The sequence below is a fragment of the Paraburkholderia sp. BL6669N2 genome, assembly GCF_003387275.1.
GTDB lineage: Bacteria > Pseudomonadota > Gammaproteobacteria > Burkholderiales > Burkholderiaceae > Paraburkholderia.
The window spans coordinates 3038232-3054588 of sequence record NZ_QUNA01000001.1 but is presented as its reverse complement, the minus strand read 5'-3'; the positions used below and the strand labels follow the sequence as shown (position 1 = coordinate 3054588).

At 59.5% G+C, this 16357-nt stretch carries 10 protein-coding genes, 2 tRNA genes, 2 rRNA genes and 1 pseudogene; 7 read left to right on the top strand and 8 right to left on the bottom strand.

The features are described from left to right. Positions 1–324: 324 nt before the first annotated feature. Together B0G80_RS13815 and rpe are read right to left on the bottom strand one after the other, a co-directional pair. Entirely contained in the window at positions 325–1041 is a 717-nt protein-coding gene (locus B0G80_RS13815; protein ID WP_116118355.1) for a phosphoglycolate phosphatase, read from the bottom strand. Between the two features lie 26 nt (positions 1042–1067). Continuing rightward, on the bottom strand, positions 1068–1751 hold the full coding sequence (gene rpe / locus B0G80_RS13810) for a ribulose-phosphate 3-epimerase (RefSeq protein WP_116118354.1): 684 nt from the start codon (positions 1749–1751) through the stop codon (positions 1068–1070). 279 nt (positions 1752–2030) lie between these two features. Here rpe and apaG point away from each other — a divergent pair, with 279 nt between their 5' ends. Then, complete coding sequence (apaG, locus tag B0G80_RS13805) at positions 2031–2405, top strand: Co2+/Mg2+ efflux protein ApaG (protein WP_012434444.1); 375 nt, start codon at positions 2031–2033, stop codon at positions 2403–2405. Positions 2406–2461: 56 nt separating this feature from the next. Here the strand turns inward: apaG and B0G80_RS46820 are convergent, their stop codons facing one another. Then, positions 2462–2635, bottom strand: a complete 174-nt coding sequence (locus tag B0G80_RS46820; protein ID WP_258878978.1) for a hypothetical protein — start codon at positions 2633–2635, stop codon at positions 2462–2464. Positions 2636–2651: 16 nt separating this feature from the next. Here B0G80_RS46820 and B0G80_RS13800 point away from each other — a divergent pair, with 16 nt between their 5' ends. Beyond that, positions 2652–3776 carry a murein transglycosylase A gene (locus B0G80_RS13800; protein WP_116118353.1) on the top strand — a complete coding sequence of 375 codons (1125 nt, stop codon included), beginning with the start codon at positions 2652–2654 and terminating at the stop codon, positions 3774–3776. A 195-nt stretch (positions 3777–3971) separates the two neighbouring features. Here B0G80_RS13800 and paaK read toward each other — a convergent pair whose 3' ends face one another. From paaK to paaN, 5 genes and pseudogenes are all read right to left on the bottom strand, one after another. Continuing rightward, entirely contained in the window at positions 3972–5276 is a 1305-nt protein-coding gene (gene paaK, locus B0G80_RS13795; protein ID WP_116118352.1) for a phenylacetate--CoA ligase PaaK, read from the bottom strand. A 157-nt stretch (positions 5277–5433) separates the two neighbouring features. Next, positions 5434–5895 carry a hydroxyphenylacetyl-CoA thioesterase PaaI gene (gene paaI / locus B0G80_RS13790; RefSeq protein ID WP_116118351.1) on the bottom strand — a complete coding sequence of 154 codons (462 nt, stop codon included), beginning with the start codon at positions 5893–5895 and terminating at the stop codon, positions 5434–5436. Between the two features lie 2 nt (positions 5896–5897). Beyond that, positions 5898–6689, bottom strand: coding sequence for a 2-(1,2-epoxy-1,2-dihydrophenyl)acetyl-CoA isomerase PaaG (gene paaG, locus B0G80_RS13785; protein ID WP_116118350.1), 792 nt, complete (start codon positions 6687–6689; stop codon positions 5898–5900). 50 nt (positions 6690–6739) lie between these two features. After that, a pseudogene (gene pcaF, locus B0G80_RS13780) lies at positions 6740–7935 on the bottom strand (3-oxoadipyl-CoA thiolase). Positions 7936–8061: 126 nt separating this feature from the next. After that, positions 8062–9762 (bottom strand): phenylacetic acid degradation protein PaaN, encoded by a 1701-nt coding sequence (paaN, locus tag B0G80_RS13775; protein WP_116118349.1) that lies wholly within the window; start codon positions 9760–9762, stop codon positions 8062–8064. 136 nt (positions 9763–9898) lie between these two features. Between paaN and B0G80_RS13770 the strand changes: the two genes are divergently transcribed. From B0G80_RS13770 to B0G80_RS13750, 5 genes are all read left to right on the top strand, one after another. Then, positions 9899–10675 (top strand): enoyl-CoA hydratase, encoded by a 777-nt coding sequence (locus B0G80_RS13770; protein WP_106284249.1) that lies wholly within the window; start codon positions 9899–9901, stop codon positions 10673–10675. Between the two features lie 489 nt (positions 10676–11164). Further along, positions 11165–12695 (top strand): 16S ribosomal RNA (locus B0G80_RS13765). A gap of 80 nt (positions 12696–12775) precedes the next feature. After that, a tRNA-Ile gene (locus B0G80_RS13760) sits at positions 12776–12852 on the top strand. An 85-nt stretch (positions 12853–12937) separates the two neighbouring features. Next, positions 12938–13013, top strand: a tRNA-Ala gene (locus B0G80_RS13755). A 318-nt stretch (positions 13014–13331) separates the two neighbouring features. Continuing rightward, positions 13332–16213: ribosomal RNA gene (locus tag B0G80_RS13750) — 23S ribosomal RNA — on the top strand. The 16S and 23S rRNA genes sit together here with 2 tRNA genes alongside, the layout of an rRNA operon. The last annotated feature ends 144 nt before the right edge of the window (positions 16214–16357 follow it).

The following is a 16357-nucleotide window of genomic DNA, read 5'->3' as shown; positions in this document are numbered from 1 at the left end:
GGGTCATTGCGCGGCCGGTCAGGCGTTCGTTCGACGTGTCGACACGATGATACCGACCGGCGCGAGTTTCCCATCGACGCGTGCAAGGGGGGATTTCAGCGCACAACTGTACTTTGCGGGTACACGCAGGCCGAATCAACCGATGCAGCGAAACAAGATGATGGAAAAAACGCGTGAGCGCAGCGAAGTAAAAAACGGTTGCCGAAGACGAACTTCAGCGTACCTCAGGCGAGGTTAGCGCGACCAGCGACGCCAGGGCCAGGCTCCCCGGTCGATGCTAATCAGACTCCGTTTTTTATTCAGAAACATGAGGATGAAGGACTTTTAAGTCGTGGAATGGTGCGCTGCGATCGCCTTGGCGGCGTCGAGCAGCGAGCCAACTATACCATCGGATTTTATTGTTTGTATAGCTTGGCCATGATTGTAGCCATAGGGCACCGTGAGCGTCGCCATGCCGGCCGCGCGGCCCGCCAGCGCGTCGTTTTCCGAATCGCCGATGGCAACCGTGGCCCGCGGTTCGACGCCCAACTGCGCGGCCGCGGTGAGCATGGGCAGCGGATCCGGCTTCTTTTTCGCCAGGCTGTCGCCGCCGAGCACGACGCCGAAATACTGGGCGAGCCCGTACTGCTGCAGCAATTCCACCGCGAACCGATGCGGCTTGTTGGTCACGCAGGCGAGCTTGAGGCCGGCGTCGCGCATGGCGATCAATCCGGCTTCGACATCGGGATAGAGCCGCGTGTGCGTGCCGTTGATCTTCGCGTACTCCTCCTGATAGATCGCGAGCGCTTCGTCGAAGCGGTCTTGCGCATGCTCCGTTTCGAAGCGCGGCGCCAGCACGCTGCGGATCAAATGCTCCGAACCCTTGCCGACATAACCGACCACTTCCTCGCGCGATGTTTCTTCCGCGTCGAGTTGCGCGAGCATGCCGTTCAGGCCGGCGGTGAAATCGTCAGCGGTATCGATCATCGTGCCGTCGAGGTCGATGATCGCCGCTTGCAGGCGTGGGCCGGTGAAAGTCGGGGCGGGGAACGGAGTGGTCATGTTGCGTGCCGGTTATGCGTCGGTGCTCAGTGCTGGATGTTGGCGAGTGCCGCGCGCATCTTCTCGATCACGACCTTGTGGTCGGGCTGGCCGAAGATCGCCGAACCGGCCACGAAGGTGTCCGCGCCGGCCGCCGCGATTTCGGCAATGTTGTCGACCTTCACGCCGCCGTCCACTTCCAGATGAATCTCGCGGCCGGTGCGCTCCTTGTAGGCATTGATCCGCCGGCGTGCTTCGCGCAGCTTGTTGAGCGCCTCCGGAATGAACGACTGGCCGCCGAAACCCGGATTCACCGACATGATCAGCACGAGATCGACCTTGTCCATCACGTGATCCAGATAATTCAACGACGTGGCCGGATTAAAGACCAGGCCGGCCTTGCAGCCGTGGTCGCGGATCAGCGACAGTGTGCGGTCGATGTGGTCCGAGCCTTCCGGGTGAAAGCTGATCAGATTCGCACCGGCCTTCGCGAAGTCCGGCACGATGCGGTCGACCGGGCGCACCATCAGATGCACGTCGATCGGCACGTCCACATGCGGGCGGATCGCCTCGCAGACGAGCGGGCCGATGGTCAGGTTCGGCACGTAATGGTTGTCCATCACGTCGAAGTGAATCCAGTCGGCGCCGGCGGCGACAACGTTGCGGACTTCTTCGCCGAGGCGGGCGAAGTCGGCTGACAGAATGCTTGGAGCGATGCGGAATTGCGTCATGGCGGGGGCGGAGGCAAGCGGGAAAGCGCCATTTTACCGTTTTGCGCGTGGGCGTTCCGGTTCGTGGACGCTTTCGGGCGTGAACCTTCGTTCAAGCGGCGAATGTGACAAAACGTCCTAATGTCCCTTGGCCAAAGGGATTTGTCCGGTTGCGGGCGTGCCGCGCATCAAGCAGAATGCCAAAACCATCAGCGCCGCCTCGCCAATGCGCCCGCAAACCATTGGCGTTCGGGCTTTCCCGCGATTTTTCACACCCCGTTTCAGCAGACCGGAATCAGGATGAGCCAGTACGAATTCAGCGTCTCGGCGCAGGTGCAGTATCTGCCCGAAGAGTCGGACCCGGAGCGCCGCCAGTATGCATTCGCCTACACGCTGACCATCCGCAACACCGGCCAGGTGCCCGCGCAATTGATCGCGCGTCATTGGGTGATCACCGACAGCGACAAGAGCGTCCAGGAGGTGAAGGGCTTGGGTGTGGTCGGACACCAGCCGTTGCTCAAACCGGGCGAACATTTCGAATACACGAGTTGGGCGGTGATCGCCACGCCGGTCGGCACCATGCGCGGAGAGTACTTCTGCGTGGCCGAGGACGGTGAGCGTTTCGACGCGCCGGTGCCGGAGTTCATTCTGCGCATGCCGCGTACGTTGCATTGAACCGAGGGCGCGGCCCGCGGTCTTTAAGAAGCTCATGCGCGGTGCAACGCGTAGCTTTACTGCGATTTTTGCTGCTTTTGCTGTTTACTCGCGTTGGCGCGCGCCGCTTTCTTCTTGCCGGACGACGTCCACACAACGATAAAGACGAGCAGGAAGAGCGCGAGGACCGATTCCAGCGCGAAGATGAGCATTGGGTATTCGTCGAACAGATCAGACATGGCGGTTTCCATCAAGAACGAACATTGTATGCGTTTTGTCCGCACGGCCGGAGCATGGCTCGGCGCGCTTTCGGTTGCGGTGATGCTGGCGTCCTGCGGTGGCGGCGGCGCGGTCCGGCCCTCGGTTTCGCCACCCACGGGGGCGGCGATCATACCCGGACAGATTGCCGCGGCGCGGCTAACCGCCGTTGCCTGGCAGCAGGTGCCGGGTTGGCAGGACGACTCGTTGATCGGTGCGACGGCCGCGTTGCGGCAAAACTGCGTGAGGCTCGCGCGTCAACCGAACTGGGTCCGCGCCTGTGCCGCGGCCTCGCAAATCGACGACCTCGACGTCACCAGTGCGCGGGCTTTTTTTGAAGCCTATTTCACGCCTTTCCAGTTAGCGAATACCGACGGCACGCTCGACGGCTTGGTAACCGGTTACTACGAGCCCTTGTTGCGTGGTTCGCGCACACGCCACGGCGTGTATCAGACCGCGCTGTACCGCTGGCCTTCGGGTTATCGCGCGGGCGCGCCGCTGCCGGCGCGTGCGCAACTCGAGCGCGCGGGTGTGCTCAACGGTAACGAACTCGTATGGGTCGACGATCCGATCGAAGCGTTCTTCCTGCAGGTGCAGGGCTCCGGGCGCATTGTGATGGAAGACGGCAGCGTGATGCGGCTCGGCTTTGGCGGGACTAACAACCAGCCGTACAAGTCGATCGGACGCTGGCTGCTGGACCGCGGCGAACTCACGCCCGCGCAGGCGACCATGCAGGGCATCAAGGCGTGGGCGCGCGCGAACCCGACGCGCGTCGATGCGTTGCTCGATACGAATCCGCGCTTCGTGTTCTTCCGCGAGATGCCGTCCGGCGAGAGCGTGCCAAGCGGTGGCGCGGATGGTCCGATCGGCGCACTGGGTGTGCCGCTCACGCCGGAGAGGTCGATCGCGGTCGATCCGACTTCGATTCCGCTCGGTACGCCCGTGTTCTTGCAGACGACGCGTCCGTTGACGAATTCGCCGATGAACCGCCTCGTGTTCGCGCAAGACACGGGTTCCGCGATCAAGGGCGGCGTGCGGGCCGATTACTTCTGGGGCCTCGGCGACGATGCCGGCGATCTAGCCGGGAAGATGAAGCAGGGCGGCCGCATGTGGTTGTTGCTGCCGAATTCTTGAGGTTTCGGCGGTGGACGTTGCCGTTCAACGCTGCCGCTGTTTCCGGTCGATGTGATCGGTATGCGGCGCGGCGAGGCCGCGCTGCTTATTTGATTTGCTGCACTTCGTTTTGGGTGTGGCTGTCCAATTCGATCGTGCGCGCAGGCGGGTGCGACGCATGCATCCTGCTGCATGCGTCGATCAAAGCGGCTTTCGTTACAGCCCCGACTTGCGCTTGTCCACCACGCGCCGCGCCTTGCCTACCGAACGCTCGATTCCATTCACAGCCAGCACATTCACCACCGCGCTCACGCCGATCAGCGCCTTGATGTCATAGGCCAGCGCCTGGCTGGCCGTGCTCAGCGCTGCTGTGTCAGGCGCCGATTCCGGGCAAGGTTCGACGTTCAACGTCAACACGTCGAGCGGGCCTTCTTTTGTCAGCACGATCTGATAATGCGGCGCGAGCGCGCGTTGCTTGAGCAGCAGTTCTTCGATCTGCGTCGGGAACACGTTCACGCCGCGCACGATCATCATGTCGTCCGAGCGGCCGGTGATCTTTTCCATGCGCCGCATGGTGCGCGCGCTGCCCGGCAGGAGGCGCGTGAGGTCGCGCGTGCGGTAACGCACGATCGGCAGCGCCTCTTTAGTCAGCGACGTGAACACCAGTTCGCCGAGTTCGCCGTCCGGCAGCACCTCGCCGGTTTCGGGGTCGATGATCTCGGGATAGAAGTGGTCTTCCCAGATGGTCGGGCCGTCTTTCGTTTCCACGCACTCCGACGCCACACCCGGCCCCATCACTTCGGACAGACCGTAGATGTCGACAGCGTCGATGCCCATGCGCTTTTCGATCGCCCGACGCATGTCGTTGGTCCACGGTTCCGCGCCGAAGATGCCGAGGCGCAGTGAACAATTGGCCGGGTCGATGCCCTGACGCTCGAGTTCGTCTGCAATTGAAAGCATGTAGCTCGGCGTGACCATGATGATGTCCGGCCGGAAATCCTGGATGAGTTGCACCTGCTTTTCAGTCTGGCCACCACCGAACGGGATCACGGTGAGCCCCGCGCGCTCGGCGCCGTAGTGCGCGCCGAGGCCGCCCGTGAAGAGGCCGTAGCCGTAGCTGATATGAACCTTGTCGCCGCGCTTTGCGCCGGCGGCGCGGACCGAACGCGCGACGAGATTCGCCCACGTGTCGATATCGCGCGCGGTGTACCCCACCACGGTCGGCTTACCTGTCGTGCCCGACGACGCATGGATCCGTGAAATCTGTTCCTGCGGCACGGCGAACATCCCGAACGGGTAGCTGTCGCGCAGATCCTTCTTGGTGGTGAAGGGGAAATGCGCCAGGTCCGCGAGGGTTTTCACTTCACTCGGGTGAACGCCGGCTTCGTCGAATTTGTGCCGATAAACCGGCGAGTTTTCATAAGCGTGGTTCAACGACCATTTAAGCCGTTCGAGTTGAAGCGCGGCAAGTTCGTCGCGGCTGGCGGTCTCGATCGGATCGAGCGGAAGGGCGGTGGTCATTGAATGTCTCCTTGCTGCCTCAATGCTTGAGTCTGATGTACGTGCGCTCGTGCGCAAAAACCGGGCGCTGGGTGCTTTTTAGCGGTTTAACGGTTTGGTGGTGAAGTGCGGCCACCAAACCGCGAATCTCTCTTGAGCTGCCGCGGGGCGGCGGTTATCAATCGCCTGCGGGAATCAGATTGCCTTTGATTTGTGCGGATTTGCCGCGGAACATCGCCACGGTTTCTTCGGCGCGGTTCGTCACGCGAATGTCGTAGATGCCGGTTCGGCCGCTCAAGGTTTGCTCGACGGCTTCCGCCGTCAACACGTCGCCGCCTTTCACAGGCCGCAGAAACTCGATCGAGCAGCCGGCTGCAACCGTGTTGATGTTGTACGTGTTGCAGGCGAACGCGAACGTCGAATCCGCGAGCGTGAAAATCAGGCCGCCATGGCAAATCTGATGACCGTTCAGAAAGTCGTCGCGTACGGCCATGCGCAGGCGCGCGTATCCGGGGCGCACCTCGACGATTTCGAGGCCGAGCGCGCGGCTGCACGCGTCGTTCTCGTACATCGCGGCAGCAGTGGCGCGGGCGAGTTCGCCGGGCGTCATCTGATCGGGATGATTGGCTTGCGTGGACATGTTCAACGGCCCTCAAAGCGCGGTGCGCGCTTTTCAACGAAGGCATGCACGCCTTCCGCGTAATCGTGGGAAGCTCCCAGTTCGCGTTGCAGATCGCGTTCCAGATCGAGTTGCTGGTCGAGCGTTTGCGTCGCGCCCGCACGCATGGCCTGCTTGATAGCGGCGATGGCGCGCGTGGGTTGCTGCGCGAGTTGAGACGCGAGTTTCCCGGCGGTGGCGGCGAGCTCCGAGTCGTCGACTGCTTGCCAGATCAAGCCCCAGCTTTCGGCTTTTTCCGCGCTGAGTTTGTCGCCGGTGATGGCGAGTCCCAACGCGCGAGCCATGCCGACACGCTGCGGCAGGAACCATGTGCCGCCCGAGTCCGGCACAAGGCCGATTTTCACGAACGCCTGAATGAAGCTGGCCGAGCGAGCCGCGAGCACGAGGTCGCACGCGAGCGCGAGATTGGCGCCCGCGCCGGCGGCCGTGCCGTTCACCGCGGCGATGACGGGCAGCGGCAATGCTTGCAGGCGGCGGATCAACGGGTTGAAATGTTGCTCGATCAGTTCACCCAGATCGGTCATGGCGCCCGGAGTGAAATCGAGGTCGGCGAGGTCCTGGCCGGCGCAAAAGCCGCGGCCCGCTCCGGTGAGCACGAGCGCGCGCGCGCCGGACGTTTCGACCTCGTCGAGCGCGGCGCTCAGTTCCTGATGCATCGCGCGCGTGAAGCTGTTGAGCTTGTCCGGCCGGTTCAGCGTGATGGTTGCGACATGGCTCGATGAGTCGATGTCCAGGCGAATCGCTTCATATGACATTGGGTGTCTCCTCAAAGTCTCTTCGACCGATGGGCGCTGCGGCGCTGATATCAGAGCCGCTCGATGACCAGTGCAATGCCCTGGCCCACGCCAATGCACATCGTGCAAAGCGGCCATTGGTCCGCTCCAGCTGGTACAGCGCGGTTGTGATCAGACGCGCGCCCGAAGCGCCCAGCGGGTGGCCGAGTGCAATGACTCCGCCGTTCGGGTTGACGCGCGGGTCGTCGTCGCGCAGACCGAGCGTACGCAGAACAGCGAGACCTTGCGAGGCGAAGGCTTCGTTCAACTCGATCACATCGAGTTGTTCGAGCGTCATGCCGAGCTGCTTCAGCAGTTTTTGCGTGGCCGGCGCCGGACCGATTCCCATGATGCGCGGCTCGACGCCCGCCGTTGCCATGCCCACCACGCGGGCGCGGCGGCGCAGTCCGTATTGATCGGCGGCCTGCTGGTTAGCCAGCAACAACGCGCACGCGCCGTCGTTCACGCCCGACGCATTGCCGGCCGTCACACTGCCGTCCGGGCGAACCACGCCCTTGAGCTTGCCCAAACTTTCGAGCGAGGTTTCGCGCGGGTGCTCATCGAGCAGCACGCGTATGGGGTCGCCCTTCTTTTGCGCGATTTCGACGCCGACAATTTCCTGAGCTAACGTGCCGTCCCTCTGGGCATGAGCGGCCTTTTGCTGGCTCGCTAGGGCAAACGCGTCCTGATCCGCGCGGCTCACGCTGAATTCGACTGCAACGTTTTCCGCGGTCTCAGGCATCGAATCAACGCCGTACTGACGTTTCATCAACGGATTGATGAAGCGCCAGCCGATGGTCGTGTCGTAAATGTCAGCCTGGCGCGCGAACGCGCTCGTCGCCTTGCCCATGACGAACGGCGCACGCGTCATGCTTTCGACGCCGCCGGCGATCATCAGACGCGCTTCGCCCGCCTTGATAGCGCGCGCAGCGGTGCCGACTGCGTCCATACCCGAGCCGCACAGGCGATTGATGGTTGCGCCGGGCGCCTGGGTGGGTAAGCCGGCTAGTAACGCCGACATGCGGGCGACATTGCGATTATCTTCGCCGGCCTGGTTCGCGCAGCCATAAATGACATCGTCCACAGCGCGCCAGTCGACGCCTGGATTGCGTTCCATCAACGCCTTGATCGGCACCGCGCCGAGGTCGTCGGCGCGGACATCCTTGAGTGCGCCGCCGTAGCGGCCAATTGGAGTGCGAATCGCATCGCAGATGAAGGCGTCGTTCATATGGATTCCTGCTGGAACGGATCGGCGTGAGGTGCCGATCCAATGCCTCATGTTAGTTGGGGTGCACGGCCCGGTCCATTCGGCCAAACGGCATAGGACGAAAGCCGTGCTTTTGTCTTATGCCATTCAGCCAGCTACCGCCGGCGCCGCTTTGGGTTCAACATGAACGCGGCTTTGAACTACGCGGAAGCGATTCGCGACAAAGGCGGCGTCAGCCAGCGCGGCATTGGCTGCCGGGTTCGCGCCTGTGCCGTGGAAGTCCGAGAACGCTGCCGACTGATTGACGAACACGCCGCCGGTCAGATTGATCGACAAGGCCACGCCGCCGCGGATCGATGCTTCGTGCGCATCTTCAAGCACCGCTTCGTCCGTGCTGTAAACCGACAGCGTCAGCGCGCCGTGTTCCGCGGCGATTGCGCCGGCGAGTTCGAGCGACTGCGCAGTGGAGTCCGTCGCGATCACGAACGAGATCGGGCCGAACCATTCTTTGGTGAACTGCGCCTGGTCGGTGGCGGCATCCAGTTGGAGCACGAGCGGCGTGCGCACGCGGGCGCCGGCGAAAGCGGGATGTTCGAGCGACAGGCTCTCGACGAGAACGCGGCCGAGCTTTGCGGCTTCGTCGATGCGTTGAATCACGCCTTGGTTCTGAATCGCGCCGAGCAGCTCGACAGCGCGGGCCGGGTCGGCGACGAGTTTTTGCACCGCGCCCGCAATGGCTTGGGCAACTTCGTCAAAACCGAGCGTGCCTTCCGAAGTGCGGATGCCGCCGCGCGGCACGTAGATGTTTTGTGGCGCGGTGCACATCTGGCCCGAGTACAGCGCGAGCGAGAAGGCGATGTTGCGGGCAACAGCCTTGATGTCGTCGACCGAGTCGATCACGATCTGGTTCACGCCGGCTTTTTCGGTGTAGACCTGGGCCTGGTGCGCATTGCGCTCGAGCCACGTGCCGTTTTGCGTGCTGCCCGTGAAGTCGATGAGTTTGATTTCCGGACGCAGGGCCAAGTCCTGGACGAGTGCGCCGTCGTTCGGCGCGGTGGCCAGCAAGGTGACGACGTTCGGATCGAAACCCGCTTCGCGCAAAACGTCACGCGCGATTCGCACGGTCAGCGCCAGCGGCAGAATTGCGCCCGGATGCGGCTTGACAATGACTGTGTTGCCTGTGGCCATGTCGGCGAAGAGGCCCGGATAGCCGTTCCACGTCGGGAAGGTGCAGCAGCCGAGCACGAGGCCGGTGCCGCGCGGCACGACGGTGTAACGCTTGTGCATGGCGAGTGGCGGATTCTTCCCTTGCGGCTTTTCCCAGTGGGCGTCGCCAGGAATGCGGCGCAACTGGTCCCACGCATACACAACCGCTTCCAGCGCGCGGTCTTGTGCGTGCGGGCCGCCGGCCTGGAAGGCCATCATGAATGCCTGGCCGGTCGTGTGCATCACGCTGTAGCCAATTTCGAAGCTGGCGCGATTCACGCGGGCAAGGATTTCGAGGCAGACCCCGATCCATGCCTGCGGGCCTGCTGCGCGCCACTCGCGTTGGGCAGCGGCGGCAGCCGCGATCAATGCGGCGGGGTCGGCCTTCGGATAGCGCACGCCGAGCGGGAATCCGAACGGTGAGACTTCGGCGCCGACGGTTTCGCCGGTCGAGGGCTGGTCCAGCTGGAACGTCGCGTTGAGATGCGCTTTGAATGCGGCTTCGCCGTCCGCATTAGCTGTTTCCCCGTACACTTTCGGACTGGGCATTTCGACGAACGGGCTCCAGTAGCCGCGCGTTTTAACCGCGGTGAGTGCCTTTTGCAGCGTGTCTTCGTGCTTGGTGAATAGCGGATGTGTCATGGCAGAGGGCTTGGCTGTACGTTGGGAAAAGCCTGTCGAATAATTGACCGACCGGTTGGTTGGCGAATGGTAGCATTATTAAGATGACCGTGCGAAGCGTTTTCGCGCGCAATTTTTCTAACCTTAGGAGGCGGCAATGGCTTACGAGAACATTCTGGTTGAGACGCGGGGACGGGTCGGCTTGGTGACGTTGAATCGCCCGAAGGCGTTGAACGCTTTGAATGACGCATTGATGGACGAACTGGGGGCGGCGTTGCGCGAGTTCGATGCCGACGATGCGATTGGCGCGATCGTGGTCACGGGCAGCGAGAAGGCGTTCGCGGCTGGTGCCGACATCGGCATGATGTCCACCTATACCTATATGGATGTCTACAAGGGTGACTACATCACCCGCAACTGGGAGACCGTTCGCTCCATTCGTAAGCCGATTATTGCGGCGGTGGCCGGCTTTGCGCTCGGTGGCGGCTGCGAACTGGCGATGATGTGCGACATCATTTTCGCTGCCGACACCGCAAAGTTCGGTCAGCCGGAAATCAAGCTCGGCATCATGCCTGGCGCCGGCGGTACGCAGCGCCTGCCACGCGCCGTCTCCAAAGCGAAGGCGATGGACCTCTGCCTGACCGCGCGATTCATGGATGCCGCTGAAGCTGAACGGGCCGGATTGGTTTCGCGTGTGATTCCGGCTGCGTCCTTGGTTGATGAGGCAGTGGCTGCGGCTACGACGATCGCTGAATTCCCGTTGCCGGCCGTGATGATGGTGAAAGAATCGGTCAACCGCGCCTATGAAACGACACTTGCAGAAGGCGTGCATTTCGAGCGCCGCCTGTTCCATTCCCTCTTCGCCACCGAAGATCAGAAGGAGGGCATGGCCGCGTTTGTCGAGAAGCGCAAACCGGTTTTCAAGCATCGTTAATACGCTTGTCAAAATAACGCTTGCAAGGCGGAGTCTGGCTCGCTAGAATCTCGCTCTTTCGTGCTTCGGACAACGGAGCACGGGAGGCGGGAGAGCCAGCAGTGGCAAGGCTTTCAGCGAAGCGGGCAGGTTCAGGAAGTTAGAAAAACCTGTTGACGGCGTAGCGGAAGTTCTTCATAATCTCGTTTCTCTGCTGCTGATGCAGCGACGCAGAACGAAGCGGTGCCGGGTGGTTGTGATGTTGGCGACCTGCGGTGCGGATTCGGTGGTGAATGCGTAATCGATCTTTAAAAATTAACAGCCGATAAGTGTGGGCGCTTGATGCGCGACGCGCCGGCGGGCCCTTCGGGATCTGCCGGATGAAGCGAAAGTATCAAGTCTCACACAGTAATGAAAGGAAGGTTTTTCCATTGAAGATGGAGAGATCATTCGTCAGTACGTTGAGTGAGCGACCGGTTCTTAACTGAACCGAAAAACAGTAACAGGTTTGAACTGAAGAGTTTGATCCTGGCTCAGATTGAACGCTGGCGGCATGCCTTACACATGCAAGTCGAACGGCAGCACGGGAGCAATCCTGGTGGCGAGTGGCGAACGGGTGAGTAATACATCGGAACGTGTCCTGTAGTGGGGGATAGCCCGGCGAAAGCCGGATTAATACCGCATACGATCTGTGGATGAAAGCGGGGGATCTTAGGACCTCGCGCTACAGGGGCGGCCGATGGCAGATTAGCTAGTTGGTGGGGTAAAGGCCTACCAAGGCGACGATCTGTAGCTGGTCTGAGAGGACGACCAGCCACACTGGGACTGAGACACGGCCCAGACTCCTACGGGAGGCAGCAGTGGGGAATTTTGGACAATGGGCGCAAGCCTGATCCAGCAATGCCGCGTGTGTGAAGAAGGCCTTCGGGTTGTAAAGCACTTTTGTCCGGAAAGAAAACCTCTGCCCTAATACGGTGGGGGGATGACGGTACCGGAAGAATAAGCACCGGCTAACTACGTGCCAGCAGCCGCGGTAATACGTAGGGTGCAAGCGTTAATCGGAATTACTGGGCGTAAAGCGTGCGCAGGCGGTCCGCTAAGACAGATGTGAAATCCCCGGGCTTAACCTGGGAACTGCATTTGTGACTGGCGGGCTAGAGTATGGCAGAGGGGGGTAGAATTCCACGTGTAGCAGTGAAATGCGTAGAGATGTGGAGGAATACCGATGGCGAAGGCAGCCCCCTGGGCCAATACTGACGCTCATGCACGAAAGCGTGGGGAGCAAACAGGATTAGATACCCTGGTAGTCCACGCCCTAAACGATGTCAACTAGTTGTCGGGTCTTCATTGACTTGGTAACGTAGCTAACGCGTGAAGTTGACCGCCTGGGGAGTACGGTCGCAAGATTAAAACTCAAAGGAATTGACGGGGACCCGCACAAGCGGTGGATGATGTGGATTAATTCGATGCAACGCGAAAAACCTTACCTACCCTTGACATGTATGGAATCCTGCTGAGAGGTGGGAGTGCCCGAAAGGGAGCCATAACACAGGTGCTGCATGGCTGTCGTCAGCTCGTGTCGTGAGATGTTGGGTTAAGTCCCGCAACGAGCGCAACCCTTGTCCCTAGTTGCTACGCAAGAGCACTCTAGGGAGACTGCCGGTGACAAACCGGAGGAAGGTGGGGATGACGTCAAGTCCTCATGGCCCTTATGGGTAGGGCTTCACACGTCATACAATGGTCGGAACAGAGGGTCGCCAACCCGCGAGGGGGAGCCAATCCCAGAAAACCGATCGTAGTCCGGATCGCACTCTGCAACTCGAGTGCGTGAAGCTGGAATCGCTAGTAATCGCGGATCAGCATGCCGCGGTGAATACGTTCCCGGGTCTTGTACACACCGCCCGTCACACCATGGGAGTGGGTTTTACCAGAAGTGGCTAGTCTAACCGCAAGGAGGACGGTCACCACGGTAGGATTCATGACTGGGGTGAAGTCGTAACAAGGTAGCCGTATCGGAAGGTGCGGCTGGATCACCTCCTTTCTCGAGCGAACGTGTCAGTTGCGTAAAAGCAATGCGTTGAGCGCTCACGCTTATCGGCTGTGAAATCAGGACAGACTCAGGGGTCTGTAGCTCAGTCGGTTAGAGCACCGTCTTGATAAGGCGGGGGTCGATGGTTCGAATCCATCCAGACCCACCAAAGTCTTGTCTGGTGTGCTGATCGCCGAGTTTGGCGACTAAGACCCCTGGGTATCAACGCAGGTAGAGATTATCTGTGCATGACTGGGGGATTAGCTCAGCTGGGAGAGCACCTGCTTTGCAAGCAGGGGGTCGTCGGTTCGATCCCGTCATCCTCCACCAATCCTCAATGCGTAGCGTTCTGTGCAAGAAGCAGAGCGTTGTGCATTGGCGATTGAGCCAGTCAGAGTGATATGAAGCAGAGCTTTATATCGGCTGTCGTTCTTTAACAATCAGGAAGAAGTAGTAAAGAGATTCACGAAAGCATACTTAGAGATGGGTGTGCGAGTAGGTGAATCAGGGTTGTGATTGTATCAATGTATGAAAAGAGAGATCGAAAGATCGCTTTTGGAATACGGCGCAACACGAATACTCAACCTGTAGCGAGCGTGGCGAGCGTGTGATTCCCAGTGGATCATGCAGGAGACACACCCGTTATAGGGTCAAGCGAACAAGTGCATGTGGTGGATGCCTTGGCGATCACAGGCGATGAAGGACGCGGTAGCCTGCGAAAAGCGGTGGGGAGCTGGCAAACGAGCTTTGATCCACCGATATCCGAATGGGGAAACCCGGCCCGTATGGGTCATCCGTAGCTGAATACATAGGCTACGTGAAGCGAACGCGGTGAACTGAAACATCTAAGTAACCGCAGGAAAAGAAATCAACCGAGATTCCCAGAGTAGTGGCGAGCGAAATGGGACCAGCCTGCATTCTTTATCTGAACTGTTAGCCAAACGCTCTGGAAAGTGCGGCCATAGCGGGTGATAGCCCCGTAGGCGAAAACAGATTGGAAGAACTAGGTATGCGACAAGTAGGGCGGGACACGTGAAATCCTGTCTGAAGATGGGGGGACCATCCTCCAAGGCTAAATACTCGTGATCGACCGATAGTGAACCAGTACCGTGAGGGAAAGGCGAAAAGAACCCCGGGAGGGGAGTGAAACAGATCCTGAAACCGCATGCATACAAACAGTCGGAGCCTTTGAAAGAGGGTGACGGCGTACCTTTTGTATAATGGGTCAGCGACTTACATTCAGTGGCAAGCTTAACCGATTAGGGCAGGCGTAGCGAAAGCGAGTCCGAACAGGGCGATTCAGTCGCTGGGTGTAGACCCGAAACCAGGTGATCTATCCATGGCCAGGATGAAGGTGCGGTAACACGTACTGGAGGTCCGAACCCACTAACGTTGAAAAGTTAGGGGATGAGCTGTGGATAGGGGTGAAAGGCTAAACAAACCTGGAAATAGCTGGTTCTCTCCGAAAACTATTTAGGTAGTGCCTCGTGTATCACCTTCGGGGGTAGAGCACTGTCATGGTTGTGGGGTCCATTGCGGATTACTACGCCATAGCAAACTCCGAATACCGAAGAGTGCAATCACGGGAGACAGACATCGGGTGCTAACGTCCGGTGTCAAGAGGGAAACAACCCAGACCGCCAGCTAAGGTCCCCAAATATTGCTAAGTGGGAAACGAAGTGGGAAGGCTAAAACAGTCAGGAGGTTGGCTTAGAAGCAGCCATCCTTTAAAGAAAGCGTAATAGCTCACTGATCGAGTCGTCCTGCGCGGAAGATGTAACGGGGCTAAGCAATATACCGAAGCTGCGGATGCACATTTATGTGCATGGTAGGAGAGCGTTCCGTAAGCCTGCGAAGGTGCACTGGAAAGTGTGCTGGAGGTATCGGAAGTGCGAATGCTGACATGAGTAGCGATAAAGGGGGTGAAAAGCCCCCTCGCCGTAAGCCCAAGGTTTCCTACGCAACGTTCATCGGCGTAGGGTGAGTCGGCCCCTAAGGCGAGGCAGAAATGCGTAGCTGATGGGAAGCAGGTTAATATTCCTGCACCATTGTTAAATGCGATGGGGGGACGGATCGCGGAAGGTTGTCCGGGTGTTGGAAGTCCCGGTCCTTGCATTGGAGAAGGCGCTTTGGCAAATCCGGGCGCGGAATTCAAGGGTGCGAGGCCATTCACTTCGGTGAAGAAGCAATCGGAAGTGGTTCCAAGAAAAGCCTCTAAGCTTCAGTTTAACAAGACCGTACCGCAAACCGACACAGGTGGGCGAGATGAGTATTCTAAGGCGCTTGAGAGAACTCGGGAGAAGGAACTCGGCAAATTGGTACCGTAACTTCGGGATAAGGTACGCCCCTGTAGCCTGACTGGCCTGCGCCAGAAGGGTGAAGGGGTTGCAATAAACTGGTGGCTGCGACTGTTTAATAAAAACACAGCACTCTGCAAACACGAAAGTGGACGTATAGGGTGTGACGCCTGCCCGGTGCCGGAAGATTAAATGATGGGGTGCAAGCTCTTGATTGAAGTCCCGGTAAACGGCGGCCGTAACTATAACGGTCCTAAGGTAGCGAAATTCCTTGTCGGGTAAGTTCCGACCTGCACGAATGGCGTAACGATGGCCACACTGTCTCCTCCCGAGACTCAGCGAAGTTGAAGTGTTTGTGATGATGCAATCTCCCCGCGGCTAGACGGAAAGACCCCATGAACCTTTACTGTAGCTTTGCATTGGACTTTGAACCGGTCTGTGTAGGATAGGTGGGAGGCTTTGAAGCGTGGACGCCAGTCTGCGTGGAGCCGACCTTGAAATACCACCCTGGTTTGTTTGAGGTTCTAACCTTGGTCCGTAATCCGGATCGGGGACAGTGCATGGTAGGCAGTTTGACTGGGGCGGTCTCCTCCCAAAGTGTAACGGAGGAGTACGAAGGTACGCTAGGTACGGTCGGAAATCGTGCTGATAGTGCAATGGCATAAGCGTGCTTAACTGCGAGACCGACAAGTCGAGCAGGTGCGAAAGCAGGTCATAGTGATCCGGTGGTTCTGTATGGAAGGGCCATCGCTCAACGGATAAAAGGTACTCTGGGGATAACAGGCTGATACCGCCCAAGAGTTCATATCGACGGCGGTGTTTGGCACCTCGATGTCGGCTCATCTCATCCTGGGGCTGTAGCCGGTCCCAAGGGTATGGCTGTTCGCCATTTAAAGAGGTACGTGAGCTGGGTTTAAAACGTCGTGAGACAGTTTGGTCCCTATCTGCCGTGGGCGCTGGATATTTGAAGGGGGCTGCTCCTAGTACGAGAGGACCGGAGTGGACGAACCTCTGGTGTACCGGTTGTCACGCCAGTGGCATCGCCGGGTAGCTATGTTCGGAAGAGATAACCGCTGAAAGCATCTAAGCGGGAAACTCGCCTTAAGATGAGATATCCCCGGGGCTTCGAGCCCCTTGAAGGGTCGTTCAAGACCAGGACGTTGATAGGTCAGGTGTGGAAGCGCAGTAATGCGTTAAGCTAACTGATACTAATTGCCCGTAAGGCTTGATCCTATAACAGGTGTGTTTTGCGATGATCGTCAGTGCTTCAGCACTGACGGGCATCCCACCCCCGAAGGGGGCAAGGACACCCAGGTTAAGTGATCGTGTTGTGCCAGAAACAACACAACCCCAACAGCTTTACCCCTGGTGAGCATC

Excerpts from the sequence above, each read along its gene's own strand:
- B0G80_RS13815 (WP_116118355.1), bottom strand. The coding sequence starts at position 1,041 with ATGACCACTCCGTTCCCCGCCCCGACTTTCACCGGCCCACGCCTGCAA.
- rpe (WP_116118354.1), bottom strand. The coding sequence starts at position 1,751 with ATGACGCAATTCCGCATCGCTCCAAGCATTCTGTCAGCCGACTTCGCC.
- apaG (WP_012434444.1), top strand. The coding sequence starts at position 2,031 with ATGAGCCAGTACGAATTCAGCGTCTCGGCGCAGGTGCAGTATCTGCCC.
- B0G80_RS46820 (WP_258878978.1), bottom strand. The coding sequence starts at position 2,635 with ATGGAAACCGCCATGTCTGATCTGTTCGACGAATACCCAATGCTCATC.
- B0G80_RS13800 (WP_116118353.1), top strand. The coding sequence starts at position 2,652 with ATGCGTTTTGTCCGCACGGCCGGAGCATGGCTCGGCGCGCTTTCGGTT.
- paaK (WP_116118352.1), bottom strand. The coding sequence starts at position 5,276 with ATGACCACCGCCCTTCCGCTCGATCCGATCGAGACCGCCAGCCGCGAC.
- paaI (WP_116118351.1), bottom strand. The coding sequence starts at position 5,895 with ATGTCCACGCAAGCCAATCATCCCGATCAGATGACGCCCGGCGAACTC.
- paaG (WP_116118350.1), bottom strand. The coding sequence starts at position 6,689 with ATGTCATATGAAGCGATTCGCCTGGACATCGACTCATCGAGCCATGTC.
- paaN (WP_116118349.1), bottom strand. The coding sequence starts at position 9,762 with ATGACACATCCGCTATTCACCAAGCACGAAGACACGCTGCAAAAGGCA.
- B0G80_RS13770 (WP_106284249.1), top strand. The coding sequence starts at position 9,899 with ATGGCTTACGAGAACATTCTGGTTGAGACGCGGGGACGGGTCGGCTTG.